Raw genomic sequence first — 23,226 nt, forward strand, 5'->3', positions numbered from 1 at the left:
ACTGTCTTGACACCTAAGAAGATTGTGCGTACAATATGAAGTATCAAAAGTGTCTTGACACATTAAGGAGCAATGTATGAAAACTCGTTCTGTTCGTTCACTGACAATCGCTGCTTTATTGATCGCAATGGGTATCTTGATTCCGATGGTGATGCCTAAAGTCGTGATCGGTCCAGCTTCATTTACACTCGCTAGTCATGTTCCAGTCATGTTGGCGATGTTTTTTTCACCGATGATGGCACTTGCCGTTGCCTTAGGGACGACGTTTGGTTTTTTGATGACGACCCCGTTGATCATTGCAGCTAGAGCATTGACTCATGTTGTATTTGCTGTGATCGGTGCAATCTATTTGAATCGTTATCCACAAACTGTCAGTCATCCTATTCGCTTTCAATTGTTTAATTTTGTGATGGCCTTGATCCATGTACTAGCAGAAGTTACGATGGTATGGGCCTTTTATGCGACCGGTTCGATCAGTGGTGCTGCAATCGATCAAAACTTTTTTGGCTTTCTTTTTGGATTACTGGGTGTAGGTGGTATCTTACATAGTATGATCGATTTTACTTTGGCTTTTATCATCGCTAAAAACCTTAGTCGCTTGTTTAGCGTTCCTGTATTTGCAAAAGCAAAAGCGCAAAGCCGAACATTTTCTGAAATAAATCTCGAAAAAAATTAGAAAACTCATGAAAAAAACGATTGTTGTTCAAAGTACAGCATGGTATAGTGAACGTGTGAAGTCACTTCACAAAAAATCAGAGTAGGAGATAAAGCGTTAAGTGCCAAAAGGATGGGATGTTGCCTATTGGACGAAGGATGAAGATCCGCGGTTTTGTCTTCGCATTCGCTGCATATCGTGTGTAGCAACTCGCTAAGGAGATGCTCAAAATGAATATCAAGAAATTAAATGCCCGCATGATTGCCTTAATGGGAATCTTAATCGCGCTTATTGCGATCGTCGGGAAAATGTTGGGGATTGAAACACAATTTCTAACAATCAGCTTTTCATTTGTTCCAACTATGATCATGGGGATGCTGTTTGGTCCTTTATGGACTGGGATCGGATGTGTGTTAGCTGACTTTTTAGGGATGGCACTATTTGCGAAATCATCCTTTTTTATTGGCTTCACATTTAATGCATTTTTAGCTGGAGTCATTTATGGTTGGTTCTTTTATCAAAAACCAGTCACATTCAAACGTGCATTAGGGTGTGTGTTGACCATCACGTTATTGATCAATCTATGTTTGACCCCGATTTGGTTATCGATCATGTATGGACAGCCATTGTTTAGTTGGGTGATCTGGGGACCCCGTTTACTTAAAACGGTCATCTTTTTCCCGATCCAAACTGGTTTAGTCTACTTCTTTGGTAGCGTGACAACACTTGATCGCATCGTTCGACGTGCGGCTGTAAAATTAAATTCATAAATCGAAAAACCACTCGACACATCCACGAGTGGTTTTTTTTTCGAAAATAAAACAAATGTGATTATTCACAAACTATTGACGGATAGATAAAACTACAGTATGTTCGAATTTTGGAGAGGAGAATTTTATAGGATTATTTGTTAGTTTTACTTTGATCATGAGTATGCTCTTTATTGGAGAATGGGCATCGACGAAAACGAAAGCAGTCGTGCCGTCACTATTTATTACAGCCGTTTTATTTGTTTTGGGATTTTGGACATTTTCCCAAAAGATATGGTCGAACAAGTTGGATTTGGTATGACATTTGCTAAAATTTGTGTGCCGTTGACACTTGTGCATTTAGATACAAAAATGGATCTACGTCAGTTAGTCTATCAATGGAAAGCGATCGTGATTGCACTCTTAGGCGTCTGTGGTACGATCGCGTTATGTTTGACGATCGGTACGATGATTTTTGATTTTCGTACGGTGATTGCTTCCGTGCCACCGTTAGTCGGAGGACTAGTTGCCGCATTATTGATATCGGATAATTTAAAAGCAATGAATTTAGATACGCTAGCGGCATTGCCAATCTATATACTAATGTTTCATGGGTTATTGGGGTATCCAATCACGGCGATGCTACTCAAAAAAGAAGGCAAGCGATTAAAAGCCTAATTGAAAACCAAACAAGCACAGCAACAAACAATCGAGATTGAAACACTACCAATCGAAAAAACGAAACGGATCGATACCTTACCGAAACAGTACCGGACACCTGCTTGCCTTAGCCCGAGTTGATCTTGTGATCGTGTTGGTGAATGCACTTTCGATCATCTTGCAACATGCAGTCAATGCCAATATTTTGTGTTTATTGTTAGGGATCGTCTTTAGCCAATTTGGGTTGCTTGAAACCAATGTATTACAAAAAGCTGGTGTCTTCAATTGGTTGATCTATGGCCTAACGGCTTATATCTTCTCGCAATTAAGCACGACGACACCAAGTACGTTACTTCATTTTATTCCACAGATCTTCACCTTGATGATCTTAGTGATCATTGGTATGTGGATCATGACCCGCTTGATACATAAATTCTTTGGTTACAGCAAAGAAATGGCACTGGCTACAGCATTGACGGCTTTGTTTGGGTTTTCTGCTGATTTCATTTTGACAAACGATGTTATCAAAGAGCTAGCCGAAACAGAAGAGGGAACCGAATATTTAACGGCACACCTCATGCCAAAAATGTTAGTAGCAGGATTTGCGACTGTTTCGATCACGTCGATCGTAATTGCCAGTATCTTCATTAAACTACTATAAAAGGCTTATCAAACAAGCAGGTTGCTGCTTGTTTTTTTATTGTTTAAATAACAAAGGTATGGTTTGACGGATGATAAATCCTCATGTTATTTTGAAAAAAAAGAAAGGAGAATGCTTATGAAACGTATCGCATTATCTTATCCGCTTGGTGTCGACACGCCACGATTTACCGACAATCCGCCGGTCATGATTTGGCCGCATTCTTCAACGGATAAAGGAGATAAATTTAATCAATCGTTCCATATGTCGGTCAATCACAGTGGCACGCATATGGATGGAGCGAATCATTTCAATCCGGAAGGAAAACAACTATGGGAATACCCAATTGACACATTCGTTTACGAACAAGTCCGAGTGATCGATTTAGAAAAACAAGACGATGAATTGATCACTAAACAAGATCTAGAACCATTTGAAGAAATCATCAAAGAAGCGGATCTTTTGATTGTACGGACAGGGTTTTATCGTTATCGTAGCGATGCCTATCGTTATGGCCAACATAATCCAGGATTTACTAAAGATGCAGGTGAGTATTTCATGACATTCGAGAACTTACGTGCGATCGGAATGGATCTTCCTTCAGCAGGTGGTGGGCAAACGATGGAACCACATGGAGTAGCCTTTCATCAAACTGTTTTAGGATTAGGACGAGAAGATGGACGTGCGATCTTGTTGATCGAAGATATGAAATTAGACGAAGACTTGACGAATATAAAACGTGTCTACGCGTTACCTTTACTCATTAAAGGAATCGATAGTGGACCATGTACGATCTTAGCTGAGCTTTCAGAATAAATGGAGTGGACTAGTCATAAGTCCACTCCATTTGGTATTCGTATTCACCGGTCGCTGAATCTTGACTTTTCCCGATGACGGCAAAGCCTTCTTTACTATAAAAACGAAAAGCTTGCTGATTTTTAGCGTAAACCGCTAGTGTTAGTGAGGGAGCGATCGTTTTAGCTTTGTTGATCAAAGCGTGTCCGATACCGTGTCGTTGAGCTGATTTTGAAACAAACAAACCGGCAAGGTAGGTGTCAACAAGACCGATAAAACCTACGATTTCACTATGGTGTTGATAGACATAGATCTCAGCTGTCTTCATCGCTTCACGCACTGCAGGTAGTTGTTGTTGCCAATAGTTGTTTGGGATAAAATCATGGGCATCTTGATTGGTATCTAGCCAGATCGTTAAAACATCTTCTAGTTGGTCAGAGTTCATTTTTAAAATCATCGTACACCTCCAAATACTAGTATAGCTTATTTCGTGAGAATTCTAAAAGAGTCACTCGATAGATATTTACAAAGTAGTGAAAAGCAGTTAAGATATGAAAGAAATCATTAGGCAACACAACTTAAGCACTATAAATAAAAGAAATCCTTCTGTTTAAGAAGTCGATTTCTTTTTTTCTTTGCCTAAAACGGAATCATAGGAGGAGTTTCATGAAAAAATTAATGGAAAATATGCGTTTTCGCGAGATCTTTTTGGTGACGATCGGTGCCTTTATTTTAGCACTATCGATCAATAGTATCTTGCTACCTAATCTGTTAGTAGCAGGTGGGGCGAATGGATTAGCTGTCGTACTACATGCGTTATTCAATTGGAATATCGCGATCGTCTTGTATATGATTAATATTCCGCTACTTGTGCTCTGCTTTATTTTCTTGGGGAAACAAACAGGATTAAAGACCATATACGGAAGTATGAGTTATCCGTTTTTTGTCTGGTTGACCTCGGGTGTCGCCCCATTGACGGATAATCTATTTTTAGCGACGATCTATGGAGGCGTCGTAACGGGTGTTGGATTGGGATTTGTCTTTCGTGCTGAAGCATCAACAGGTGGTACAGCAATCATCTCACAGATCGTTCATAAATATGCGAAGATCCCGATTGGTGCAGCGATGTCAATCGTCGATGGACTCGTGATCTTAACAGCACTGATCGTATTTGATACAGAGATCGTTTTGTATTCATTGATTTGTCTCTTTTCGATCGGTCGAGTAGTCGATGCAGTCCAAACGGGATTAGGACGCTACAAAAATATGCTGATCATCAGCGAAAAAGCACCATTATTGCAACAAGCCTTGTTGGAACAACTAGATAAAGGGGTGACACGTATCCCGATCGAAGGTGGATTTGATAAAACACCGAAAACCTTGCTGATGACGACGATCAAAGAACGAGATTATTCAATGATCCGTGAGCATCTTTTGGCAATCGATAGTGAGGCCTTTATCGTGTCGATGAATGCAAGTGAAGTCCATGGTAAAGGATTTAGTATTAAACGGATTATGGAACAAATCGATTATTAAAAAAAGAGCAGCCATTGTGCTGTTCTTTTTTTCGAACAATTTTGCAAGACGATTGTTATCTTTAAGCGCAACTGCACAAATTGCGTTATAATAAGCGTGAGAGCTACGCATAGAAAGGATGTTGAAAAGATGAGAGAAGAACAAGCGATTCAAAAACTACAAGAGATCGTCCGCTTAGAAACGGTCAATGGACAAGAAAAACGAGTTGCCGATTATCTAGAAATGTTATTTGCAGAGCATGGGATCGAAACGACTCGTGTCGAATACACACCAGAACGCGTAAATTTAATTGCTGAGATTGGTGACGGAGATGGTCCAGTTTTGGCTTTTGATGGGCATATGGATGTAGTCGCTACAGGTGATGAATCTGCTTGGACGTATCCTCCTTTTTCAGCAACGATCGAACATGGTCGCATGTTTGGCCGCGGCGTGACGGATATGAAAGCCGGTCTGATGGCCGCAGTACTTGCGATGATCAATTTAAAAACGAGCGGGATCAAGATCCCAGGTAAAATTCGGTTAATGGCTACGATTGGAGAAGAGTTAGGGTTGCTTGGTGCACAGCAACTAGCAGAGTTAGGTTATGCGGATGATATCGATTCTTTGGTCGTCTGTGAACCGAGTGGAGAAAGCCGTGAAGTCGTCTTAAAAATGCCATTACCAAAAGGGTTGGTCAAAGAAGAAGGCAATGTCGAACAACGCTTTATTTTCATTGCGCATAAGGGGTCTTTGACCTATGAAGTGCATGCCAATGGTCGAGCAGCCCATAGTTCGATGCCAGAACTTGGCCAAAATGCTATCGATTCGTTGATGTACTATTACCAAAAGCAACAAGAATACTTTGCGACGATCACGACAAAAGATACCATCTTAGGTGAGATGACACCAGTCGTAACGCTGATCAATGGTGGCGAACAAGCCAATTCTGTACCGGCTTTTGCCAGTATGACGACCAAAATCAGAACGATTCCAGAAGTCCACAATACGACGTTGATCAAAGAGCTCACGGAGTTAGTCGAAAATTGCAACCAAGAAACATCAGCGAAACTTTCTTTACACATCTTACAAAGTTCGTTTCCAGTAAAAAGCGATCCAAAAGCGAAGATCGTAGGACTAGTAAAAACGATCGTCGAAGATGCTGTAGGAGAAAGCGTTCCGATCATTGGCGTGGCTGGTGGAACAGATGCGTCACGCTTTGTCGAATACAATCCGGATATCCATGTGGTGGTATGTGGACCAGGAAATGCAAGTGCGCACCAAGTTGATGAATTTGTCTATGTCGATACGTATTTACAATTTATCGATGCGTACGAACAGATTATGCGACGTTTTTTTGAATAAAAATTGATTTTTCGACGAAATCATACACAAATAACGAGATAGCCTAGCTATTTCGTTATTTGTGTTGTGGCATCAGGCGGTATTGTCATGTATAATAGGTGCGAACGTAATGTAGGGAAACTAGTGAATAAAAGGAGAGAAACATGAAAGGAACTGGCGCTAAAGCACTAATATTTATGGGTTTCGTCCTCGTGTTCGTCCTTTTGATCGGAGGGATGTGGTACTTTATGCATGAAGAGGAAAAACCAACTACTTCAAAAGAGAGCTCGACAGTGACGACTTCTAGTGAAACGACCACCACAACGAGCGAGTCGGCCAAACCCAAAACACTGGATGAACGGATCGCGACTATGACAGTCGAAGAAAAAGTCGGACAACTCTTTTTTGCCCGAGTACCAGATGTCCAACAAATCGAGGATATCAAAGAATATGATCTAGGTGGCTATGTTTTGTTTGGCCGCGATGTCCAAGGCTTGACTGAACGTCAGTTAAAAGACAAGATCTTAAGTTATCAGCAAGCAAGTAAGATCCCGATGTTGATCGGTTCAGATGAAGAAGGTGGCTGGGTCAGTCGTTTAAGTACGAATGAACAGTTGGTTTCAGAACCCTTTGCGTCACCGCAAACGCTCTATGCACAAGGCGGGATCGACGCTATCGTAGCAGATACAAAAACCAAAGCCGACTTATTGCGCAGCTATGGAATCACGACTGGTCTGTTTCCGGTCGCAGACGTTGCAACGGATCCAGAAGCCTTTATCTACGATCGTACGCTCGGTCAAGATGCTAAACTAACAGCAGATTATGTTACGGCAGTGACTAAAGCTTTGAAAGAAGAAAAAGTCGGTTCGACATTAAAACACTTCCCAGGTTATGGAAACAATCGTGATTCGCATGTCGAGATCGTGACTGATACGCGTTCATTAGATGAATTGCGTCAAGTCGATTTTGTTCCATTCATTGCGGGAATCCAGGCCGGAGCAGACAGTATTTTAGTCAGTCATAATATCGTGTCTAGTATCGATCCTACTGAGCCAGCTTCGATCTCACCTGCAGTTCATAAGCTTTTACGCGATGAGTTGCATTTTAACGGAGTGATCATGACAGACGATATGGATATGGCTGGACTAGCAGATTTTATCTCACAAGATGAAGCAGGCTTAAAAGCATTACAAGCAGGCAATGACCTGGTGATGTCGTCAAGCTATGCGGTTCAGATCCCAGTCGTGATCGCAGCAGTTGAAAATGGCGATTACCCAGAAAGCCAATTGGACGCTTCAGTCAAATGCGTCTTACAGTGGAAACAAGATTTAGGATTATTAGCGAATTAACAAAGAACCCCTCACCATGAACGGTGAGGGGTTCTTTGTTTTTAAGACTGAAACTGTGCGTGGTATAGATCGTGATAAAAGCCTTTTTGTGTGAGCAGTTCATCGTGACTGCCTTGTTCGACGATTTGTCCTGCTTCCATAACGAGGATTTTATCAGCGTTACGGATCGTTGACAAACGATGGGCGATCACAAAACTCGTGCGGCCATTCATCATTTCTAAAAAGGCTGACTGGATTTTCTTCTCCGTCAATGTATCGACTGAACTAGTTGCTTCATCTAAAATCAGCATCGTCGGCTGACTGATCATCGTACGGGCGATCGTCAGTAACTGACGTTGTCCATCTGAGATTTTTAGCCCTTGATGTCCGATTGGCGTATCTAATTTTAACGGTAACCGTTCCACAAATTCATACATATAGGTTTTCTTTAATGCATGTTCGATCAATTCATCGGAAGCATCAGGATTACCATAAGTCAAATTGTCATAAAGTGTACCGTCAAATAACCACGTTTCTTGTAGAACCATGCCAAAGTCTTGTCGTAATTGATCACGATTCATTTGATCGATCGGTGTGCCATCGATCAAGATCGTGCCAGCAGTGACTTCGTAAAAGCGCATCAATAAGTTCACAAGCGTGGATTTACCAGCACCAGTTTTTCCAACGATTGCAATCGTTTCACCCGGTTTTGCGACAAAGTTAAAGTCTTGGATCAATGTTTGTTCAGGGACATAACTAAAGTCGACATGTTCAAACGTGATCTCACCTTTTAGTGGCATCTCCATATCGATTACGGGTTCGACGCTTTCTTCTGATTCCGCTAATAAGTCAAATGTCCGACGCAATCCAGCTAAAGCCGTTTGGATCGGCGTGATCATACCAGAGATTTCGATAAAAGGCTTAGTAAATTGACTTTCATAGATCGTAAAACTGGAAATGATCCCGATCGTAACCAAAGTATCTCCTGAAAGCATCAAGTAAGCCCCAACACCACCGACAGCAACATAAGCCAAATGATCGACAAAACGTGATAATGGGTTTGTTAATGAGGAAGAGAACTGTGCTTTTTGTCCTTTTAGATTCAACTCGCCATTGATCGTTTCAAAGTTCGTTTGATTGACGGCTTCACGATTGAAGGCTTTGACGATTTTTTGATTGCCGACCATCTCTGTTACAAAGCTTGAAACATCACCCACGATTTTTTGCTGTGAAGCAAAGTTTGCTTGAGAGGCTTTTGCGACAGACCAGTTCACAAAGAAAATGATCGGTGTCGAAAGTACAACGACGATCGCTAAGGTCGTACTCATACGAAACATTAAAAACAAGGCTAAAATGACGACTGAGATCCCATAAAATAACTGATTGAACACACTTGAAACAGCTAGTGAAACGGCATCGATATCGTTAGTAAAACGAGAAACGATACTACCATGTGCTTCTTGATCGTAATACCGTAGTGGCAAACGATTTAGGTGTTCAAACGATTCTTCGCGTAGATCTTTTGCAGCTCCATAAGCTACGCGATTTCCTAGTCGTTGGATCAACCATTGACTGATGACGTTGATCAAGATCAAGATAGCAAAGAAGATCAATTCACGCGTCAAGCCACGAAAGTTTACTTGGCCTTTGCCAATCATTTGGTCGATCGCTCGACCAATCTCTAAACTCATCAAAACTGCACTTAGACCATTAAAGATCCCTAAAATGATCGCTAATCCATTTTCTAATTTGTATTTTCCTAAATAGGGAAGGAACTGGCGAAACGCCGTCCAATCGGTTTTTTTCGCATTCATTCCGTTTCCTCCTCTTGTGAAGCGACGATCTCGCGATATTCTTCAGAAGTTTTCATTAGTTCACTATGGGTTCCTTGAGCAAGTAACTCGCCACTATCCATCACTAAAATCTGCTGTGCTTGTTGGATCGAGCGCACGCGTTGCGAGATGATGATGACTGTGCCGTTTAATTCTTGCAAGGCTTTACGCAGCAAGAGATCGGTTTGATAATCCAATGCGCTTAGTGAATCATCTAAGATCAAGATCGCAGGTTTGGCGATGATTGCTCGTGCGATAGTCAAACGTTGACGTTGCCCACCAGAGAAGTTTTTCCCACCTTCAAAAATGCGTGTATCTAGACCATCAGGTAATCCTTCGACGAATTCACGTGCTTGAGCGATCGTGATCGCTTCCCAACACTCTTCATCCGTCGCATCTTTTTTCCCCCATTGCAAGTTTTCACGGATCGTTCCACTAAATAAGACAGCCGTTTGCGGCACCATCGTGATTTCACTACGCAAGGTTTCTAAAGTAAAGTCATGGACATCGATTCCATCAAGTAAGACTTGACCACTACTCGTATCGTAAAAACGAGGGATCAGTTGCGTAACCGTCGATTTTCCACTACCCGTCGGTCCGATGATGCCGACAGTCGTTCCAGGTGTGACTTTGAAATTGATGTGTTTTAGTGCAAGACCATATTTTGGACCATAACGAAAATCAACATCTTTAAATTCAATCTCACCAGCTAATTTAGTTTTAGCACTCGTATCTGTAGTCGATACGATCGTTGGATCCACATTCAAGATTTCTTTGACACGATTCGCAGAAGCCGCGGCACGAGTAAAGATCAAGACCAAGTTTGAAACGACGATCAAGGCAAGTAACATCTGATTCATATAGTTGACTAAAGCAAGCAGTTCACCTTGTTCAAGATTCCCACTATTGACTTTTAAGCCACCTAGATAAAACAAAATAATGATCCCAAAGTTCATCAACATCGTCGTTGCCGGTGTAAGGAGTGCTGACAGATTGCCGACACGCAAGTAAACACGATTAAGTGAATCCGTTGCTTCGTTAAATTGAGTCGTTTGTTCTTTCGTACGAGAAAAAGCACGGATCACGCGGACCCCACTTAAGTTTTGACTGACCAATTCATTTAAGCGATCCAAACGTTCTTGTACTTTTTTATAGAGTGGCACTGAACGTGAGATGATCAAATACAAAATCACACAAAAAATCGGTAAGACGATCAAAAATAAAAGACCAGTTTGCCAATCGATATAAAAGGCCATGATGATCGCACCGATACTTAAAAAGGGTGCACGAACGACCAAACGGATCAGCATAGCGAGTGCAAGCTGCAGTTGATTGATATCATTGGTCATCCGAGTGATCAAAGTATCTGTCCCAAATTGATTCAATTCATCATGAGATAACGTATTGATCTTTTTCATCAACTGATTACGTAGCTCTGTCCCAAATCCTTGTGAAGCGATCGAAGCGTAATATTGACAAATAACAGCACAAACGAGACCGATAACAGACATCGCGACCATCCAGATCACCATTCGTACCACTTCGTTCCAATCATTTTGTCTGATACCCGCGTCGATCAAGCGCGCCATCTGCAAAGGTAAGATCAATTCAAAGACGGCTTCTAAAAATTTAAAAAAGGGTCCAAGAATCAATTGCTTTCGGTAATTGCGCGCATGAGCAAACAATTCAAACATAAAAAACCTCCCCAAAAATAAGTTTACTTCTATTATATAGCACGATAGAAAAAAGAATACTTCTAGTGTACTTCAAAATGTAAAGAAAAGAAAGATTTCAATCTAGTTTGCATAAATACAGTTATGTTACGCTTAGATGTCAAGGAAATGAAATAAGCCTAAGAAAACCTGTTCATTGGTAATGACTGAAATCAAATACATAAAAATGTAATAATCTGTAAAATAGTTGTCATATATGACGAGAAAACATTGGGTATAATAGGAAACGTTAGAAATGTATCGGGATAAAATAACAAAGAGATGAAATGAAAGGGGTCGGGCTGTTTGAAACGAAAACATGTACTTGCTAGTGTGATTACAGTAATGGGAATCCAATTACTTGCACCAACAATGATTCAAGCGGAGTCATTAGACACATTGAATCAACAAGAGGCACAAGTCACCAAACAAAGCCAAGAAATAAGTGCGGAGGTTCAAGCAGCGCTGACAGAAGTCAATGACGCCTATCAGAAAGTCACTGATCTACAAACACAGATTGCGAACAATCAAGAAAAGCTAGCGACGATCACAAGTGATATCGAAAAAACGCAAGCAACAATCGAAAAGCGCAAAGCAGTCGTAGCAGAGCGTTTGAAAAGTATCCAAATCAATCAAGCGAGCGATAGTAAATTGGAAATGTTGCTCAATGCCAAAAGTATCCAAGACTTTATCAATGGTGTCTATGCGATCACTGTGATGCAACAATCTGAAAAAGCAACGATCGAAAGCTTAAATGAAGCGACACAAAAACTAGAAGACTTGAAAGCTGATGCACAAACAACGCAAAAAACGTTAGAAGCCAATCAAGCAGACTTAACGACACAAGCACAAACGCTAGACACGAAAGTCGCAGCCTTACAAACTGAATTAGCAGATAAACAAGATCAACTTGCACAAATCGCAAGTAGTAAATTAGTTGAAGAATCAAGACTTAAAGCGGAAGCTGAACGTGCGGCTAAAGAAAAAGCAGAACAAGAAGCTCAGGCTAAAGCTCAAGCAGAAGCGGCTCAAAAGGAACAAGAAGCAGAAGCTGCTGCTAAAAAAGCTGCAGATGAAAAAACTATACAAGCAACAAGCGAGTCGACTAAAGAAACACAAACAACAACTGAAACAACACAAGCAGAAGCGCCAAAAACTGAAACAACGACACCAGTTGAAACACCAAAAGCTGAAACAGCTGCAACCAATGGCAAAGTTGTCTATGTCCAAGCTACAGCGTATTCACGTGCTGAAGCAGGAAGTTCAAACTTTACCTTCAACGGTATCGACTTGAGACAAAACCCTCAGGTGATCGCAGTAGACCCATCCGTAATCCCAATCGGATCGATCGTCAACGTCGAAGGATACGGCACAGCGATTGCCGCAGATACAGGTGGCGCGATCAAAGGCAATATCATCGATGTCCATTTCCCAACTGTGGAACAATGTACAGCTTGGGGACGCAAATTTAATGTAAAAGTGACAATCTTAAATTAACAATCAAAAGTACCAGTCCTTTGTGGCTAGGTACTTTTTTCAAGCAATAGATGTGAAGAAAATATGAAAAAATAACGAAATATATTTAAAAATGCAAAAAAATACAGTCAAGACACCTACAACCCCTAAAAATCTATTAAAAAAACCTTTATAAATCTAAAATTTTCCCAATAATCGAACAAAATACTTGAAAATAAGATTTTCTTCTTGAAAAAGTTTTGACTTATCCTAAATAATTCTGTAGTCTTATTGTGATTGTGTAAATCAAATTTACATAGCAGATTTAAATAATTTCGATACATAAAAAACAAACACAAATAGGTATAGGAGTGAAGCCCATCTTATGGCAAAAAATGTAAAATCTACTATTGGAGTAATCGCAGTTGGAATCGTGGCAGTTGGAGTCGTAGCACTTGGTTACAAAGTAAATGCAGATCGTCAAAATGAACAAAACGTCGAGTACGTGATCTCACTGATCGATCAAGAAAAAAAACAATTACCGGAAGTCCAAAAATTAGTGGATGGCTTATACGCTTCAGATAAAAAAGTCTTCCTAAAGAAAGATCTGACGAAAGATCAGATCGATGTGGTTTCTAAAAAATTATCAGATATCAAAGCAGACAACAGTCGCTTAGATGTAAAAGACAAAAAATTAACCCAGCAAATCGAAGCTTTTAATCAAAGCAAATCGGAACTAGGTGAACAGATCAGTATCGCCCAAAAGAAATTGGCGACACAAAATGCGACAACCGACCTATTTAGTGAACCGATTACCGATTGGGAAAAATTTGACGAGAATGCGTATATCAAAGCAGAAGTAAAAGATATGACTGTCAATAACGCTAAAGAACAAATGAAGAACTTATCAGACGATGACTGGACAAAAGTCATGAATCAATACCTAAAGAGTGCGACTGATCAAGTCAATCAAATCAAAGCGATTCGTAAAACGATCGAAGAATTATTACCAAATGGTGTGATCAGCGAACAAGCGACTGCTGAAGACCAAGCCAATCTAGTAAGTGAAATCGAAAAAGTCAAAAACCCAGAAGTTCAAGCTGAACTTTCAGCTCAAGCAACAGAAATCGCAAATCAATTAGCATTAGCTGCAGCACCTGTTGTCGAAAGTACAGTCGAACGAACAGTGGAAAGCACGGTGGAGAGTACTGTCGAATCGACTGAACCAGTCGTTGAAGTTCAACCAGAAGAAACGTATTCACAAGAGTATGTACCAGAAACACCGACATACCAACAACCAACGACACCAAGTTACGTACAACCGACGACACCGAGTATCACGCCGTCATCAGAAACACCAGTACAACCGACGACACCAAGTACGACACCGTCATCAGAAACACCAGCAAGTTCTCAAGGTGCAGCTGTCGATACACAAGGCGTAACAGAATCAACAACTAATCAAGCTTCTTAAACAAGTAATCAAATCATAAAGATCGGAGAAGAATCATGGCACGAAGAAGTAGAAAAAGTTTTATTGGAAAAAAAATCATGTGGACAGTATTTGGAATCGTGATTGCATTAGTCGTTATCGTCGGTGGAGTCAGCGCGAAAGTGTACTTTGACGTCAAAGGTGCAGCTGATAAAGCCTACCATGCAGTGGAACGTAAAAATAAAATCGATCCGACTCGTGATGTCGAAGTCACAGAAGGCGATCCATTTAGTATTCTACTAATGGGGATCGATACGGGAGATTTGGGACGAATCGATCAAGGACGTTCAGATTCGATGATGTTTGTCGCGGTCAATCCACGTAAAGAATCGACTCGTATTGTGAGTTTGGAACGTGATACGTACACAGAAATCGTAGGACATGGAACTGAAGATAAATTAAACCACGCCTACGCATTTGGTGGTCCGGCAATGTCGATGGACACAGTTGAAAAATTGTTAAATGTGCCAATCGATCACTATATTTCAATTGATATGGCAGGGATTCAAACGATTGTTGATGAAATCGGAGGAATCGAAGTCAACAATACGTTGGAGTTTACTTACGAAGGTTCAACTTTTAATTATGGAAAAATCGAATTAAATGGTGAAGAAGCGCTGAAATATTCTCGTATGCGTTATGATGATCCACGTGGAGATTACGGTCGTCAAGAACGTCAACGAAAAGTTATTGCCGCAATTGCGGATAAAGCAATTGATATTAACAATGTGACTAGATATAAGAGTATACTAGATTCATTAGGAGATACGATTCAAACAGACTTGAGTTTCGACGAGATGGTTAGTCTTGCTCAAAAGTATCGTGAATCTTTCAGAAAGATTGAGATGGATCAATTACAAGGTGAGGGCTTTATGAAAGATGGAGTTTCTTATCAAGAAGTATCGCAAGCAGAACGCGATCGTGTTAAAAAAGAATTAGATAAACAATTGGATATCATGGATTAACTTAAACTGATAGGAGAAAAAGAAAAATATGGAGCAAGTATATAGTACAAAGCAATTACTAACTGTTTTCGGGAAACACATCAAATTAATTATTATATTCGGATTATTAGGTATTGCAGTTTCGGCAATATTAACTTTTTTTGTAATAACACCAAAATATAGCTCACAAGCACAGTTAGTCGTGACATTACCTCAAACCGAAAATACTAATGTAAATGATGTAAATAGTAATTTACAAATGATCAATACTTACAAAGATTTTATAGTAAGCGACTTAGTATTAAACCAAGTTGAAGACCGTTTGAAAAGTGATTATAAAATGAAAATGAATCCTGAAGAAATAAAAGCTTCTGTATCTGTATCACAGAACCAAAATTCACAGATGTTTTCTATTATCGCAAAAAGTAAGAGTGCAAATGAAGCAGCAAAAATTGCCAATACTGTAGCTAATATTTTTAAAGAAAATGCGAAAGATGTTTTAAATGTTGATAGAATAACTATTATTTCTAGTGCTACAACAGATACTACACCTGTTTCTCCAAATAATAAATTATTCATCACATTAGGACTTTTGATAGGTCTATTGTTAGGGTTAGGACTATCTATTGTTGTTGAATTAATGGATCGAACTGTCAAAGATAGTCAATTTGTTGTTGAAGAACTAGGCTTTACAGTCTTGGGAACAGTTCCGGAAATTTCTGATAAAGAAATAACTAATTATATAAAAAAAGCTAAAAAAATTAGTTTAGATAGTACAAAGAATAGTAAACAAAATACAGAAATAGAACAAAATACAGAAATTAAACGTCGTCGTTCAAGAATTTAAAAAGGAGCAATAAAATGTCGAAAAAAAATTCAAAAAGAAACAAAGAGACTACTAGTCCGGTAACGTTAATCACTTTGATGGATCAGTCCTCACCTATTTCAGAGCAGTATCGCACCATAAGAACTAATATTAGATTTGCTTCTTCAGCAGATAAAGAAATAAAAACTATCGTAATCACATCTTCTGGGCCAGGTGAAGGTAAATCGACTACTTCTGCTAATTTGTCTGTGGTATTTGCGAATTCTGGGCAAAAAGTACTATTAGTTGATGCTGATTTAAGAAAACCTACTGTACACAAAACTTTTAATTTAACCAATAATATAGGTTTTAGTAATTTGTTGAGTACGGGGGATCATATAGATTCTGTTGTTCAAGAAACTGTTGTGCCTAACCTTCATGTATTAACTAGTGGTCCGAAAGCCCCTAATCCTTCTGAGCTTTTAGGATCTTCGAGAATGGAAAAACTTTTACTAGATTTAAAAGAGGTATATGATTTTGTGATTTTTGATATGCCACCTATAGTTGCAGTAACTGATGCACAAATCATGTCATCTAAAGTTGACGGAACATTAATGGTAATTCGTGAGGATGTTTCACGAAAGGAATCTCTTTATAAAGCACGCGATCTATTAGGTATGGTAAATGCGAATGTTCTAGGTGCTGTGTATCATGGAGCAAAAAATGCAAGCGATCAAGGATATTATTATTACGGATCATAATATAGAAAGAGAAGTGTTAACATGATTGATTTACATTGTCATATTTTACCAGGAATCGATGATGGAGCGGAAAACTTAGAGGCCAGTATTGCGATGGCTGAGAAAGCCATTGAGCAAGGCATCACACATATTCTTTGTACTCCACATCATAATAATGGTAAGTATACTAATTCTAAGTCATCAATTATTGAACGAGTGGCAAATTTACAAGCAGAACTTGATCAGCGTGAATTGCCACTTACGCTTTTTGAAGGGCAAGAGGTTCGTATTACGGGTGGATTAATTGATGAAATTAAAGAAAACCGTATCTTGTTTACAGATATTGAAGATACATATATATTAATTGAGTTTCCTACACTAGATATTCCAGCATATACAGAGCAGCTATTTTTTGAATTAAGAGCTATGAAAAAAATTCCAATTATCGTACATCCAGAACGTAACGCAAAATTTAGAGAAAATCCTAATTTGTTAATTCCATTCCTAGATATGGGATGTTTATCTCAACTAACTGCGCCTAGTTATGTAGGAGTATTTGGTAAATCAATTCAAAAAACCGCAAAAATCATGGTAGAAAATAATTTAGTTCAAATGATAGCATCCGACGCACATGGTATACATAAAAGAAACTTTTATTTGAAAGAAGCATATACAAAAATTCAAAAAGACTTTGGTAAAGAAATTGTTGAAGAAATGAAATATGTTGCTAAAGCAGTTATAAATGGAGATGCAGTTGATTATCCTTCTTATAGCGAGGTAAAGAGTAAAAAGTTTAGTTGGTTTTAGGGAGATGAAAAAGGTGGAGGAAACAAAAATCAATATAGTCGATGTTGGGATTGTAAAAGAATTTGAAAAACATAAACTTTATAAAGTAGATATTCAAAAATTAAATAGTAAAAAGAAAACTTTATTTTTTAAACGTGTTGTGGATATAGTAGGTAGTACTTTAGGACTTTTCGTTGCTGCAATTATTATCTTTTTTGTTGCAATTGCTATGAAAATAAATGAACCAAAAGGGCCTATCTTTTTTTCTCAAATAAGAGTAGGAAAAAATGAAAAGAAATTTAAAATGTACAAAATTAGGTCAATGTGTGTGGATGCTGAAGAAAAACTGGCAGAATTGATGAGACACAATGAAATCGAAGGTGCAATGTTTAAAATGAAAGATGATCCTCGAATTACAAAGGTTGGAAAGTTTATTCGTAAGACTAGTATCGACGAATTGCCACAGTTATGGAATGTTTTGAAAGGAGAGATGAGTTTAGTTGGCCCAAGACCTTCTCTAGTCAGAGAAGTAGAGGAGTACACAGCAAAGGATAAAGAACGTTTATTGGTAAAGCCTGGCTGTACTGGATTATGGCAAGTTAGTGGTCGTAATGAGCTTGATTTTCAACAAATGATTCATTTAGACATAACTTATATAAATAATTTAAAAATAAAAAATGATATCATAATTATATTTAAAACGATTTATGTTATATTAAAGCCAAAAGGTGCTTATTAAAAAGGGGTAAATAATATTGCTAGAAAATTTCAATTTATTCTTGTCTACAATGGATGAATTTACTAATTTGATTCTCTCAAATAAAGAAAAAAAAGCATACTTTGCTATAAATACTGATTGTTATAATATAGCTGAAAAGGATGAAATGTATAGAAAAATTTTAAGTAATCAGAAAAATATAATTTATGTAGATGGAATGGGAATAATTTACGGACAAAAAATTACAAATTCAGAAGTTGCAGTTGAAAGGATAGCTACTACGGATTTATTTATCGAGCTTTTGAAAAAATCTAATCGCCATAAATTTTATTTACTAGGTGGAAAGCCCGGTACTGTAGAGAATCTTATAGAGAATATGAGCAAAATATATCCAAATGCAGAATTCATAGGACACCATCATGGATATTATCAAAAGGAAGAAGAAAAAAAAATCATTTCTGAAATTAATAATTTAAATCCTGATTTTTTATTTGTGGGATTCGGATGTCCAAAACAAGAAAAATGGATAAATGAAAATATAGATTATCTAAATGCATCTAATATAATAAGTTGTGGTGGATTGTTTGATTACTACTCTAACAATGTTAGGCGAGCGCCTAACATTATGCAAAAATATGGACTTGAATGGGTTTTTCGATTGGTTCAAGAACCTAAAAGACTATATAAAAGATATATTTTAGGAAATCCTAAATTTCTAATTAATATGTTAAGTAAAAAGCACAAAAATTTGCATATCTAGGATATAGTACATGAAAAGAGGATAATATTTTGATTTATATATTAATGTTTTCGATATGTGTTTTTTTAATAGGTTTTTCGGAGATGAATACACCTGAAAATGTAAGATTAAATCATAAAAATAAAGGTTTACTAATAAATATTACATTTTTTATATCTTTTCTTTTACTATGGATATTAGCTGGAGCCAGAGTTAATACTGGCGTAGATTATACTACCTACTCTCTTCAACAAATACCAGCTACTTTAGGAGGAGATTACTCAGTCGTCGAACCATTGAGTACAGTAGTTTTTATAGTTGGAAACTATATATGGGGATATCAAGGGATTTTTATATTAATACATTTTTTAATTTTATTTTTTATTTTTAAATCGATATATCAAAATTCTCCACTTTTAGCTTTTTCGGTATATCTGTTATTTATCAGTGGTTTTTATAATCATTCTTTAAATTTAATGAGACAAAGTATTGCGATTGCAATTTTTTTATATGCTTTAAAGTTTATTTTTACCAGTAACTTTTGGAAATATTTTCTGTGTATACTAATAGCTTTTTTATTTCATAAAACAGCAGTATTATTTATACCAATTTATTTTTTAAGGCAATTTAGATTGGATTTTAAAAATACTATTATCTATGTATGTATTTCTATACCAAGTTTATTTGTTGCTAATACAGTATTACAATTTATAACTACTTATTTTGGCGTATATAGAAATTATTGGGGTGAAGCAGAAAGAGCCGCAACAAATAACTTTAGTGGATCTTATACTATTTTGAATATTATAATATTAATCTTATTATTGACACTTTCAAAAATTAGTAAAAAAAATGATTCTAATCCAATTGATTTTATAAAAGAAAATATTTTTCTCATTTGTCAATTTATATCCTTGATTATCATTATTTTTGCTTACTTTTTTTATCTCCCTAATTTTGATAGGATTTTAATGATGTTTACTTCTGTACAAATTCTATCGATACCTTATTTTATGAATAAAAAGATAAATTTTATTTTTAAATTAATAATATTTGTTATTATTTCTATAGTTTATTCATATGTCTTTTATAATATCATTTATTTACAAGATATTTCAGGAACATTTAATTATCATAGTATAATAAATTTTTAATTTAAAGGAGAAAAAAAATTGCAAAATGAGCTAATATCAATAATAGTTCCGGTTTACAATGCTGAAAAATATATAGAAAAATGTTTAAATTCATTACTTGAGCAAACTTATGAAAATATAGAAATTTTGGTGATAGATGATGGTTCTAAAGATGATAGTAAAAGGAAAATATTAAAATTAATGTCTGAAGATTCTAGAATTAGGTATATTTACACTGAAAATAGTGGAGTATCCAATGCTAGAAATTTAGGTATTAAAGAATCTAATGGATATTTTTTTATGTTTGTAGACTCTGATGATTTTGTACATCAAAATTTTTGTGAATTTATGTACACTAGAATAAAAAAAGACAAAACAGATATTTGTTTTTGTAATTTCTTTTTAATAGATAAAAAGAAAAGAATAGTTAGTAATAAATTGCCTATTTATCCTGAGAAAATTTTATCTCAAAAAGAAGCTATATATTCAGTAATTGGCTCCAGAGGCTATAAAGGATTTGTTTGGAATAAAATTTATAGTAAAAATTTAATTTCAAAGAATACATTTTATGAGGATATTCATTATTTGGAAGATATGTTATTCAATGTAAATTTATTATCAAATGTGAAAAGAATATCTGTAATTCAAGAAGCGCTTTATTATTACACTATCAATCCTGAATCAGCCGTTAATAATTTTAGTGCAAAACAATTAACTTATCTGGACGGATTGAATGAAGTAAAAAAAGTAATCAAAAATAAAGAATTTGATTTTATAATTTTTAGGCATCAAGAAATAGCTATTATAGAATTTGCTAGAAAATCACTTCAGATTAAAAATAAAACTCTTTATTTAGAAATGAAACAATTATTTAAATTTACATCAAAAAAGACACCACTCTTAAAAGTTATGTCGACAGATTCTGTTAGTTTAGGTAATAACCTGAAAAATATTATTAGATTAATTTCAAGATTGAATTTTTTTATTGGAGTACGAATATCTATGTTTTTTTTTGATAGAAAATAATTTAATTGAAATTAAATCCTAAAGGAGAATATATTATGAAATGTGCAATAAGAACTATTGTAGATTATAATAATTACGGCAATAGATTACAAAATTATGCATTGCAAGAAATTTTAAAAAAAAAGGGCTTTGAAGTTGTTACTATAAAAAACCATTATACAAAAAAAAACGCGAAAAAAAATTATGTCAATTTATTGATGAGCAATCAAATTCTTAATAAAATTAATAATAAGTATAAAAATTTTAAATATAAGAAAGTAAATAATGAAAGAATTAATAATTTTTTAGAATTTACTAAAACATATATTGCAGAAACTGCTAATAACTATGAAAAAATGCCTAGTAATGATAAAGATTTTGATGACATAGACATATTTTTTATAGGAAGTGATCAGGTTTGGAATTATTCTTTTGACAGATTTTCTGAATTTGATTTCCTTACATTTACAAATAAACCTAAAATATCTTATGCTGCTTCTTTTGGAGTTACGTCTATACCCAAAGAATATGAAGAAATTTATAAAGATGGTTTGAACCAACTAGATTTTATTTCTGTTCGAGAAAAAGCTGGTGAAAGAATAGTACGAGAATTTACAAATAAAAAGGTTACTACTGTACTTGATCCAACACTTATGTTAACTCAAAGTGAGTGGTTAAAATTAGCATCTAAAGGTAAAAAATATAAAGATAAATTTATTTTAACTTATTTTTTAGATGAACCAATGCTTGAAGATAGAAAATATTACGAAAATTTTGCCTCAAAATACAATTATAAAATAAAACAATTGGGTACTATAAAAGATTTAGAACTTTGGAAAGCTAATCCTGCTGAGTTTATCAATTTGTTTTCTCAAGCTGAAGCGATTTTTACAGACTCTTTTCATGCTTGTGTATTCTCAATAATATTTGAAAAATATTTTGAAGTTTTTGAGAGAAATACTAAATTACCTTCTATGAATTCTAGGATTGATACTCTCTTTGATGATTTACATTTAAATTCTAGATGGCATAATGCCGGATCTCATTATGAAAAGATTGATTATTTAAATGTTCATAAATTATTAAAAGCAAGGCAACAAGAATCTTTAAATTTTATAGATAATGCTATTATAGAAACCCAAAAAAATAATGGAGATAACTAATGAAAGAAATAATAAAGAATTTAATTCCTAATTTCTTATGGGAAAAACTTAAAAGTATTTACATGACATCTGAATTAAAGAAACTAGCCAAGCATGATCAACAAGTTTTTTTAAGTGGTTATACTAATTTTTCAAATTTAAAAAATGCGAACATAGAACAACTTGGTTCGCACTTGATGTTTTATAGTCATTCTATAGAAAAAGGGTTGAGTCATAGTAACTTTCGTGCTAAATTTGGACAATTAAATTTAAAAAATTTATCAGAAGTTTTAGATGTTTATAATTCTAAGGAATTTGATAAAGAAAATATTAGGTATCAAATTGCGATAGATGCTTTAAATAAATACATAAAAATTCATAATGATTTAAATATAGATATAAGCTTTATTGAATCAATTTTTTCTGAAGAAATTTTATGTGAAATAAAGCAAATAAATACATTGGTCTCGAAAAAAGCTGGTATCGAAACTGTGCTTAAATCTAATAAAAAAAATAATAAAGATAAGAATTTTAAAGAACTCGCTTTAGGCCGTTCAAGTATTAGAGAATACAGTAACGAAAGTATTGAAAAAGAAAAAATACTTTCTGCAATTGATATATCACTCAAATCACCTAGTGTTTGTAATAGACAACCTTCAAGGGTTTATATCGTTGATGATCAAGAAATGATCGACTCTTTATTAAAAATTCAAGGTGGGTATAATGGATTCCCAACACCAGATAAATTATTATTAATTACTGCTAGTAATACATCATTCATTAATATTGAAGAAAGAAATCAAAGTTTTATCGATGGTGGATTGTTTGCAATGTCGTTGTTATACTCTTTGGAGTTTGAAGGGATAGCTGCTTGCCCACTAAATGCTATGATGAATATAAAAAAAGAAAAATCTATCCGTGATTTAATCAATATTCCAAGTAATGAATCGTTGATTATGTTTATTAGCTTAGGAAACTTCAAAGATTCAGTTAAAGTACCTATTTCGTATAGAGATAATATAAAATCAGTGGTGAAATAA

The 23,226-nt window shown here is 36.0% G+C and carries 23 protein-coding genes and 1 riboswitch; of the genes, 20 read left to right on the forward strand and 3 right to left on the reverse strand.

The genetic code is table 11. The annotated features are described in order from the left end of the window. Window positions 1-76 precede the first annotated feature (76 nt). From ACWOEC_RS04195 to ACWOEC_RS04215, 5 genes are all read left to right on the forward strand, one after another. A complete protein-coding gene (locus ACWOEC_RS04195; RefSeq protein ID WP_455306181.1) occupies window positions 77-676 on the forward strand; it encodes a hypothetical protein in 600 nt (199 codons plus the stop codon). 75 nt (window positions 677-751) lie between these two features. Then, window positions 752-849, forward strand: a riboswitch (THF riboswitch). Window positions 850-885: 36 nt separating this feature from the next. Next, the gene (locus ACWOEC_RS04200; protein WP_297076798.1) at window positions 886-1,425 is read left to right on the forward strand and encodes a folate family ECF transporter S component; all 540 of its coding nucleotides are present in this window, start codon (window positions 886-888) and stop codon (window positions 1,423-1,425) included. Window positions 1,426-1,605: 180 nt separating this feature from the next. Beyond that, window positions 1,606-2,082 (forward strand): hypothetical protein, encoded by a 477-nt coding sequence (locus tag ACWOEC_RS04205; RefSeq protein WP_455306183.1) that lies wholly within the window; start codon window positions 1,606-1,608, stop codon window positions 2,080-2,082. Between the two features lie 37 nt (window positions 2,083-2,119). Then, window positions 2,120-2,725 carry a hypothetical protein gene (locus ACWOEC_RS04210; RefSeq protein ID WP_455306185.1) on the forward strand — a complete coding sequence of 202 codons (606 nt, stop codon included), beginning with the start codon at window positions 2,120-2,122 and terminating at the stop codon, window positions 2,723-2,725. A gap of 117 nt (window positions 2,726-2,842) precedes the next feature. Beyond that, window positions 2,843-3,520, forward strand: a complete 678-nt coding sequence (locus tag ACWOEC_RS04215; protein ID WP_455306186.1) for a cyclase family protein — start codon at window positions 2,843-2,845, stop codon at window positions 3,518-3,520. 10 nt (window positions 3,521-3,530) lie between these two features. Here the strand turns inward: ACWOEC_RS04215 and ACWOEC_RS04220 are convergent, their stop codons facing one another. Then, window positions 3,531-3,956: a GNAT family N-acetyltransferase gene (locus ACWOEC_RS04220; protein ID WP_455306188.1), complete on the reverse strand. Its 426-nt coding sequence runs from the start codon at window positions 3,954-3,956 to the stop codon at window positions 3,531-3,533. A gap of 209 nt (window positions 3,957-4,165) precedes the next feature. On the opposite strand from ACWOEC_RS04220, the gene ACWOEC_RS04225 reads away from it, so the two are divergent. From ACWOEC_RS04225 to ACWOEC_RS04235, 3 genes are all read left to right on the forward strand, one after another. Beyond that, on the forward strand, window positions 4,166-5,035 hold the full coding sequence (locus ACWOEC_RS04225; RefSeq protein WP_455306190.1) for a YitT family protein: 870 nt from the start codon (window positions 4,166-4,168) through the stop codon (window positions 5,033-5,035). Between the two features lie 129 nt (window positions 5,036-5,164). Beyond that, window positions 5,165-6,376, forward strand: a complete 1,212-nt coding sequence (locus tag ACWOEC_RS04230; RefSeq protein ID WP_455306192.1) for an ArgE/DapE family deacylase — start codon at window positions 5,165-5,167, stop codon at window positions 6,374-6,376. A 143-nt stretch (window positions 6,377-6,519) separates the two neighbouring features. Beyond that, complete coding sequence (locus tag ACWOEC_RS04235; protein WP_455306194.1) at window positions 6,520-7,704, forward strand: glycoside hydrolase family 3 N-terminal domain-containing protein; 1,185 nt, start codon at window positions 6,520-6,522, stop codon at window positions 7,702-7,704. A 41-nt stretch (window positions 7,705-7,745) separates the two neighbouring features. Here the strand turns inward: ACWOEC_RS04235 and ACWOEC_RS04240 are convergent, their stop codons facing one another. After that, window positions 7,746-9,497, reverse strand: coding sequence for an ABC transporter ATP-binding protein (locus ACWOEC_RS04240; RefSeq protein WP_455306196.1), 1,752 nt, complete (start codon window positions 9,495-9,497; stop codon window positions 7,746-7,748). Beyond that, entirely contained in the window at window positions 9,494-11,209 is a 1,716-nt protein-coding gene (locus tag ACWOEC_RS04245) for an ABC transporter ATP-binding protein (RefSeq protein ID WP_455306198.1), read from the reverse strand. Before ACWOEC_RS04245 ends, ACWOEC_RS04240 begins: the two co-directional genes overlap by 4 nt. Window positions 11,210-11,533: 324 nt before the next feature. Here ACWOEC_RS04245 and ACWOEC_RS04250 point away from each other — a divergent pair, with 324 nt between their 5' ends. From ACWOEC_RS04250 to ACWOEC_RS04305, 12 genes are all read left to right on the forward strand, one after another. Continuing rightward, complete coding sequence (locus tag ACWOEC_RS04250) at window positions 11,534-12,724, forward strand: 3D domain-containing protein (protein WP_455306200.1); 1,191 nt, start codon at window positions 11,534-11,536, stop codon at window positions 12,722-12,724. A 343-nt stretch (window positions 12,725-13,067) separates the two neighbouring features. Continuing rightward, window positions 13,068-14,156, forward strand: a complete 1,089-nt coding sequence (locus ACWOEC_RS04255; RefSeq protein WP_455306202.1) for a hypothetical protein — start codon at window positions 13,068-13,070, stop codon at window positions 14,154-14,156. 35 nt (window positions 14,157-14,191) lie between these two features. Then, a complete protein-coding gene (locus ACWOEC_RS04260; RefSeq protein WP_455306204.1) occupies window positions 14,192-15,139 on the forward strand; it encodes an LCP family glycopolymer transferase in 948 nt (315 codons plus the stop codon). Window positions 15,140-15,167: 28 nt separating this feature from the next. Further along, window positions 15,168-15,965 carry a YveK family protein gene (locus ACWOEC_RS04265; RefSeq protein WP_455306206.1) on the forward strand — a complete coding sequence of 266 codons (798 nt, stop codon included), beginning with the start codon at window positions 15,168-15,170 and terminating at the stop codon, window positions 15,963-15,965. Between the two features lie 14 nt (window positions 15,966-15,979). After that, window positions 15,980-16,684, forward strand: coding sequence for a CpsD/CapB family tyrosine-protein kinase (locus ACWOEC_RS04270; protein ID WP_455306208.1), 705 nt, complete (start codon window positions 15,980-15,982; stop codon window positions 16,682-16,684). 21 nt (window positions 16,685-16,705) lie between these two features. Further along, window positions 16,706-17,470: a tyrosine-protein phosphatase gene (locus tag ACWOEC_RS04275; protein WP_455306210.1), complete on the forward strand. Its 765-nt coding sequence runs from the start codon at window positions 16,706-16,708 to the stop codon at window positions 17,468-17,470. Between the two features lie 13 nt (window positions 17,471-17,483). Beyond that, window positions 17,484-18,188, forward strand: coding sequence for a sugar transferase (locus ACWOEC_RS04280; protein WP_455306212.1), 705 nt, complete (start codon window positions 17,484-17,486; stop codon window positions 18,186-18,188). A 49-nt stretch (window positions 18,189-18,237) separates the two neighbouring features. Next, complete coding sequence (locus ACWOEC_RS04285) at window positions 18,238-18,927, forward strand: WecB/TagA/CpsF family glycosyltransferase (RefSeq protein ID WP_455306214.1); 690 nt, start codon at window positions 18,238-18,240, stop codon at window positions 18,925-18,927. An 83-nt stretch (window positions 18,928-19,010) separates the two neighbouring features. Then, window positions 19,011-20,060, forward strand: a complete 1,050-nt coding sequence (locus ACWOEC_RS04290; protein WP_455306216.1) for an EpsG family protein — start codon at window positions 19,011-19,013, stop codon at window positions 20,058-20,060. An 18-nt stretch (window positions 20,061-20,078) separates the two neighbouring features. Next, a complete protein-coding gene (locus tag ACWOEC_RS04295) occupies window positions 20,079-21,065 on the forward strand; it encodes a glycosyltransferase family 2 protein (RefSeq protein WP_455306218.1) in 987 nt (328 codons plus the stop codon). A 5-nt stretch (window positions 21,066-21,070) separates the two neighbouring features. Then, a complete protein-coding gene (locus tag ACWOEC_RS04300; RefSeq protein WP_455306220.1) occupies window positions 21,071-22,207 on the forward strand; it encodes a polysaccharide pyruvyl transferase family protein in 1,137 nt (378 codons plus the stop codon). Continuing rightward, entirely contained in the window at window positions 22,207-23,226 is a 1,020-nt protein-coding gene (locus ACWOEC_RS04305; protein ID WP_455306222.1) for a nitroreductase family protein, read from the forward strand. The genes ACWOEC_RS04300 and ACWOEC_RS04305 overlap by 1 nt, the downstream gene beginning before the upstream one ends.

The sequence above is a fragment of the Enterococcus bulliens genome (assembly GCF_053761865.1).

Coding starts and splice junctions, on each gene's coding strand:
- ACWOEC_RS04195 (WP_455306181.1), top strand. CDS start 77: ATGAAAACTCGTTCTGTTCGTTCACTGACAATCGCTGCTTTATTGATC.
- ACWOEC_RS04200 (WP_297076798.1), top strand. CDS start 886: ATGAATATCAAGAAATTAAATGCCCGCATGATTGCCTTAATGGGAATC.
- ACWOEC_RS04205 (WP_455306183.1), top strand. CDS start 1,606: ATGGGCATCGACGAAAACGAAAGCAGTCGTGCCGTCACTATTTATTAC.
- ACWOEC_RS04215 (WP_455306186.1), top strand. CDS start 2,843: ATGAAACGTATCGCATTATCTTATCCGCTTGGTGTCGACACGCCACGA.
- ACWOEC_RS04220 (WP_455306188.1), bottom strand. CDS start 3,956: ATGATTTTAAAAATGAACTCTGACCAACTAGAAGATGTTTTAACGATC.
- ACWOEC_RS04225 (WP_455306190.1), top strand. CDS start 4,166: ATGAAAAAATTAATGGAAAATATGCGTTTTCGCGAGATCTTTTTGGTG.
- ACWOEC_RS04230 (WP_455306192.1), top strand. CDS start 5,165: ATGAGAGAAGAACAAGCGATTCAAAAACTACAAGAGATCGTCCGCTTA.
- ACWOEC_RS04235 (WP_455306194.1), top strand. CDS start 6,520: ATGAAAGGAACTGGCGCTAAAGCACTAATATTTATGGGTTTCGTCCTC.
- ACWOEC_RS04240 (WP_455306196.1), bottom strand. CDS start 9,497: ATGAATGCGAAAAAAACCGATTGGACGGCGTTTCGCCAGTTCCTTCCC.
- ACWOEC_RS04245 (WP_455306198.1), bottom strand. CDS start 11,209: ATGTTTGAATTGTTTGCTCATGCGCGCAATTACCGAAAGCAATTGATT.
- ACWOEC_RS04255 (WP_455306202.1), top strand. CDS start 13,068: ATGGCAAAAAATGTAAAATCTACTATTGGAGTAATCGCAGTTGGAATC.
- ACWOEC_RS04260 (WP_455306204.1), top strand. CDS start 14,192: ATGGCACGAAGAAGTAGAAAAAGTTTTATTGGAAAAAAAATCATGTGG.
- ACWOEC_RS04265 (WP_455306206.1), top strand. CDS start 15,168: ATGGAGCAAGTATATAGTACAAAGCAATTACTAACTGTTTTCGGGAAA.
- ACWOEC_RS04270 (WP_455306208.1), top strand. CDS start 15,980: ATGTCGAAAAAAAATTCAAAAAGAAACAAAGAGACTACTAGTCCGGTA.
- ACWOEC_RS04275 (WP_455306210.1), top strand. CDS start 16,706: ATGATTGATTTACATTGTCATATTTTACCAGGAATCGATGATGGAGCG.
- ACWOEC_RS04285 (WP_455306214.1), top strand. CDS start 18,238: ATGGATGAATTTACTAATTTGATTCTCTCAAATAAAGAAAAAAAAGCA.
- ACWOEC_RS04290 (WP_455306216.1), top strand. CDS start 19,011: ATGAATACACCTGAAAATGTAAGATTAAATCATAAAAATAAAGGTTTA.
- ACWOEC_RS04305 (WP_455306222.1), top strand. CDS start 22,207: ATGAAAGAAATAATAAAGAATTTAATTCCTAATTTCTTATGGGAAAAA.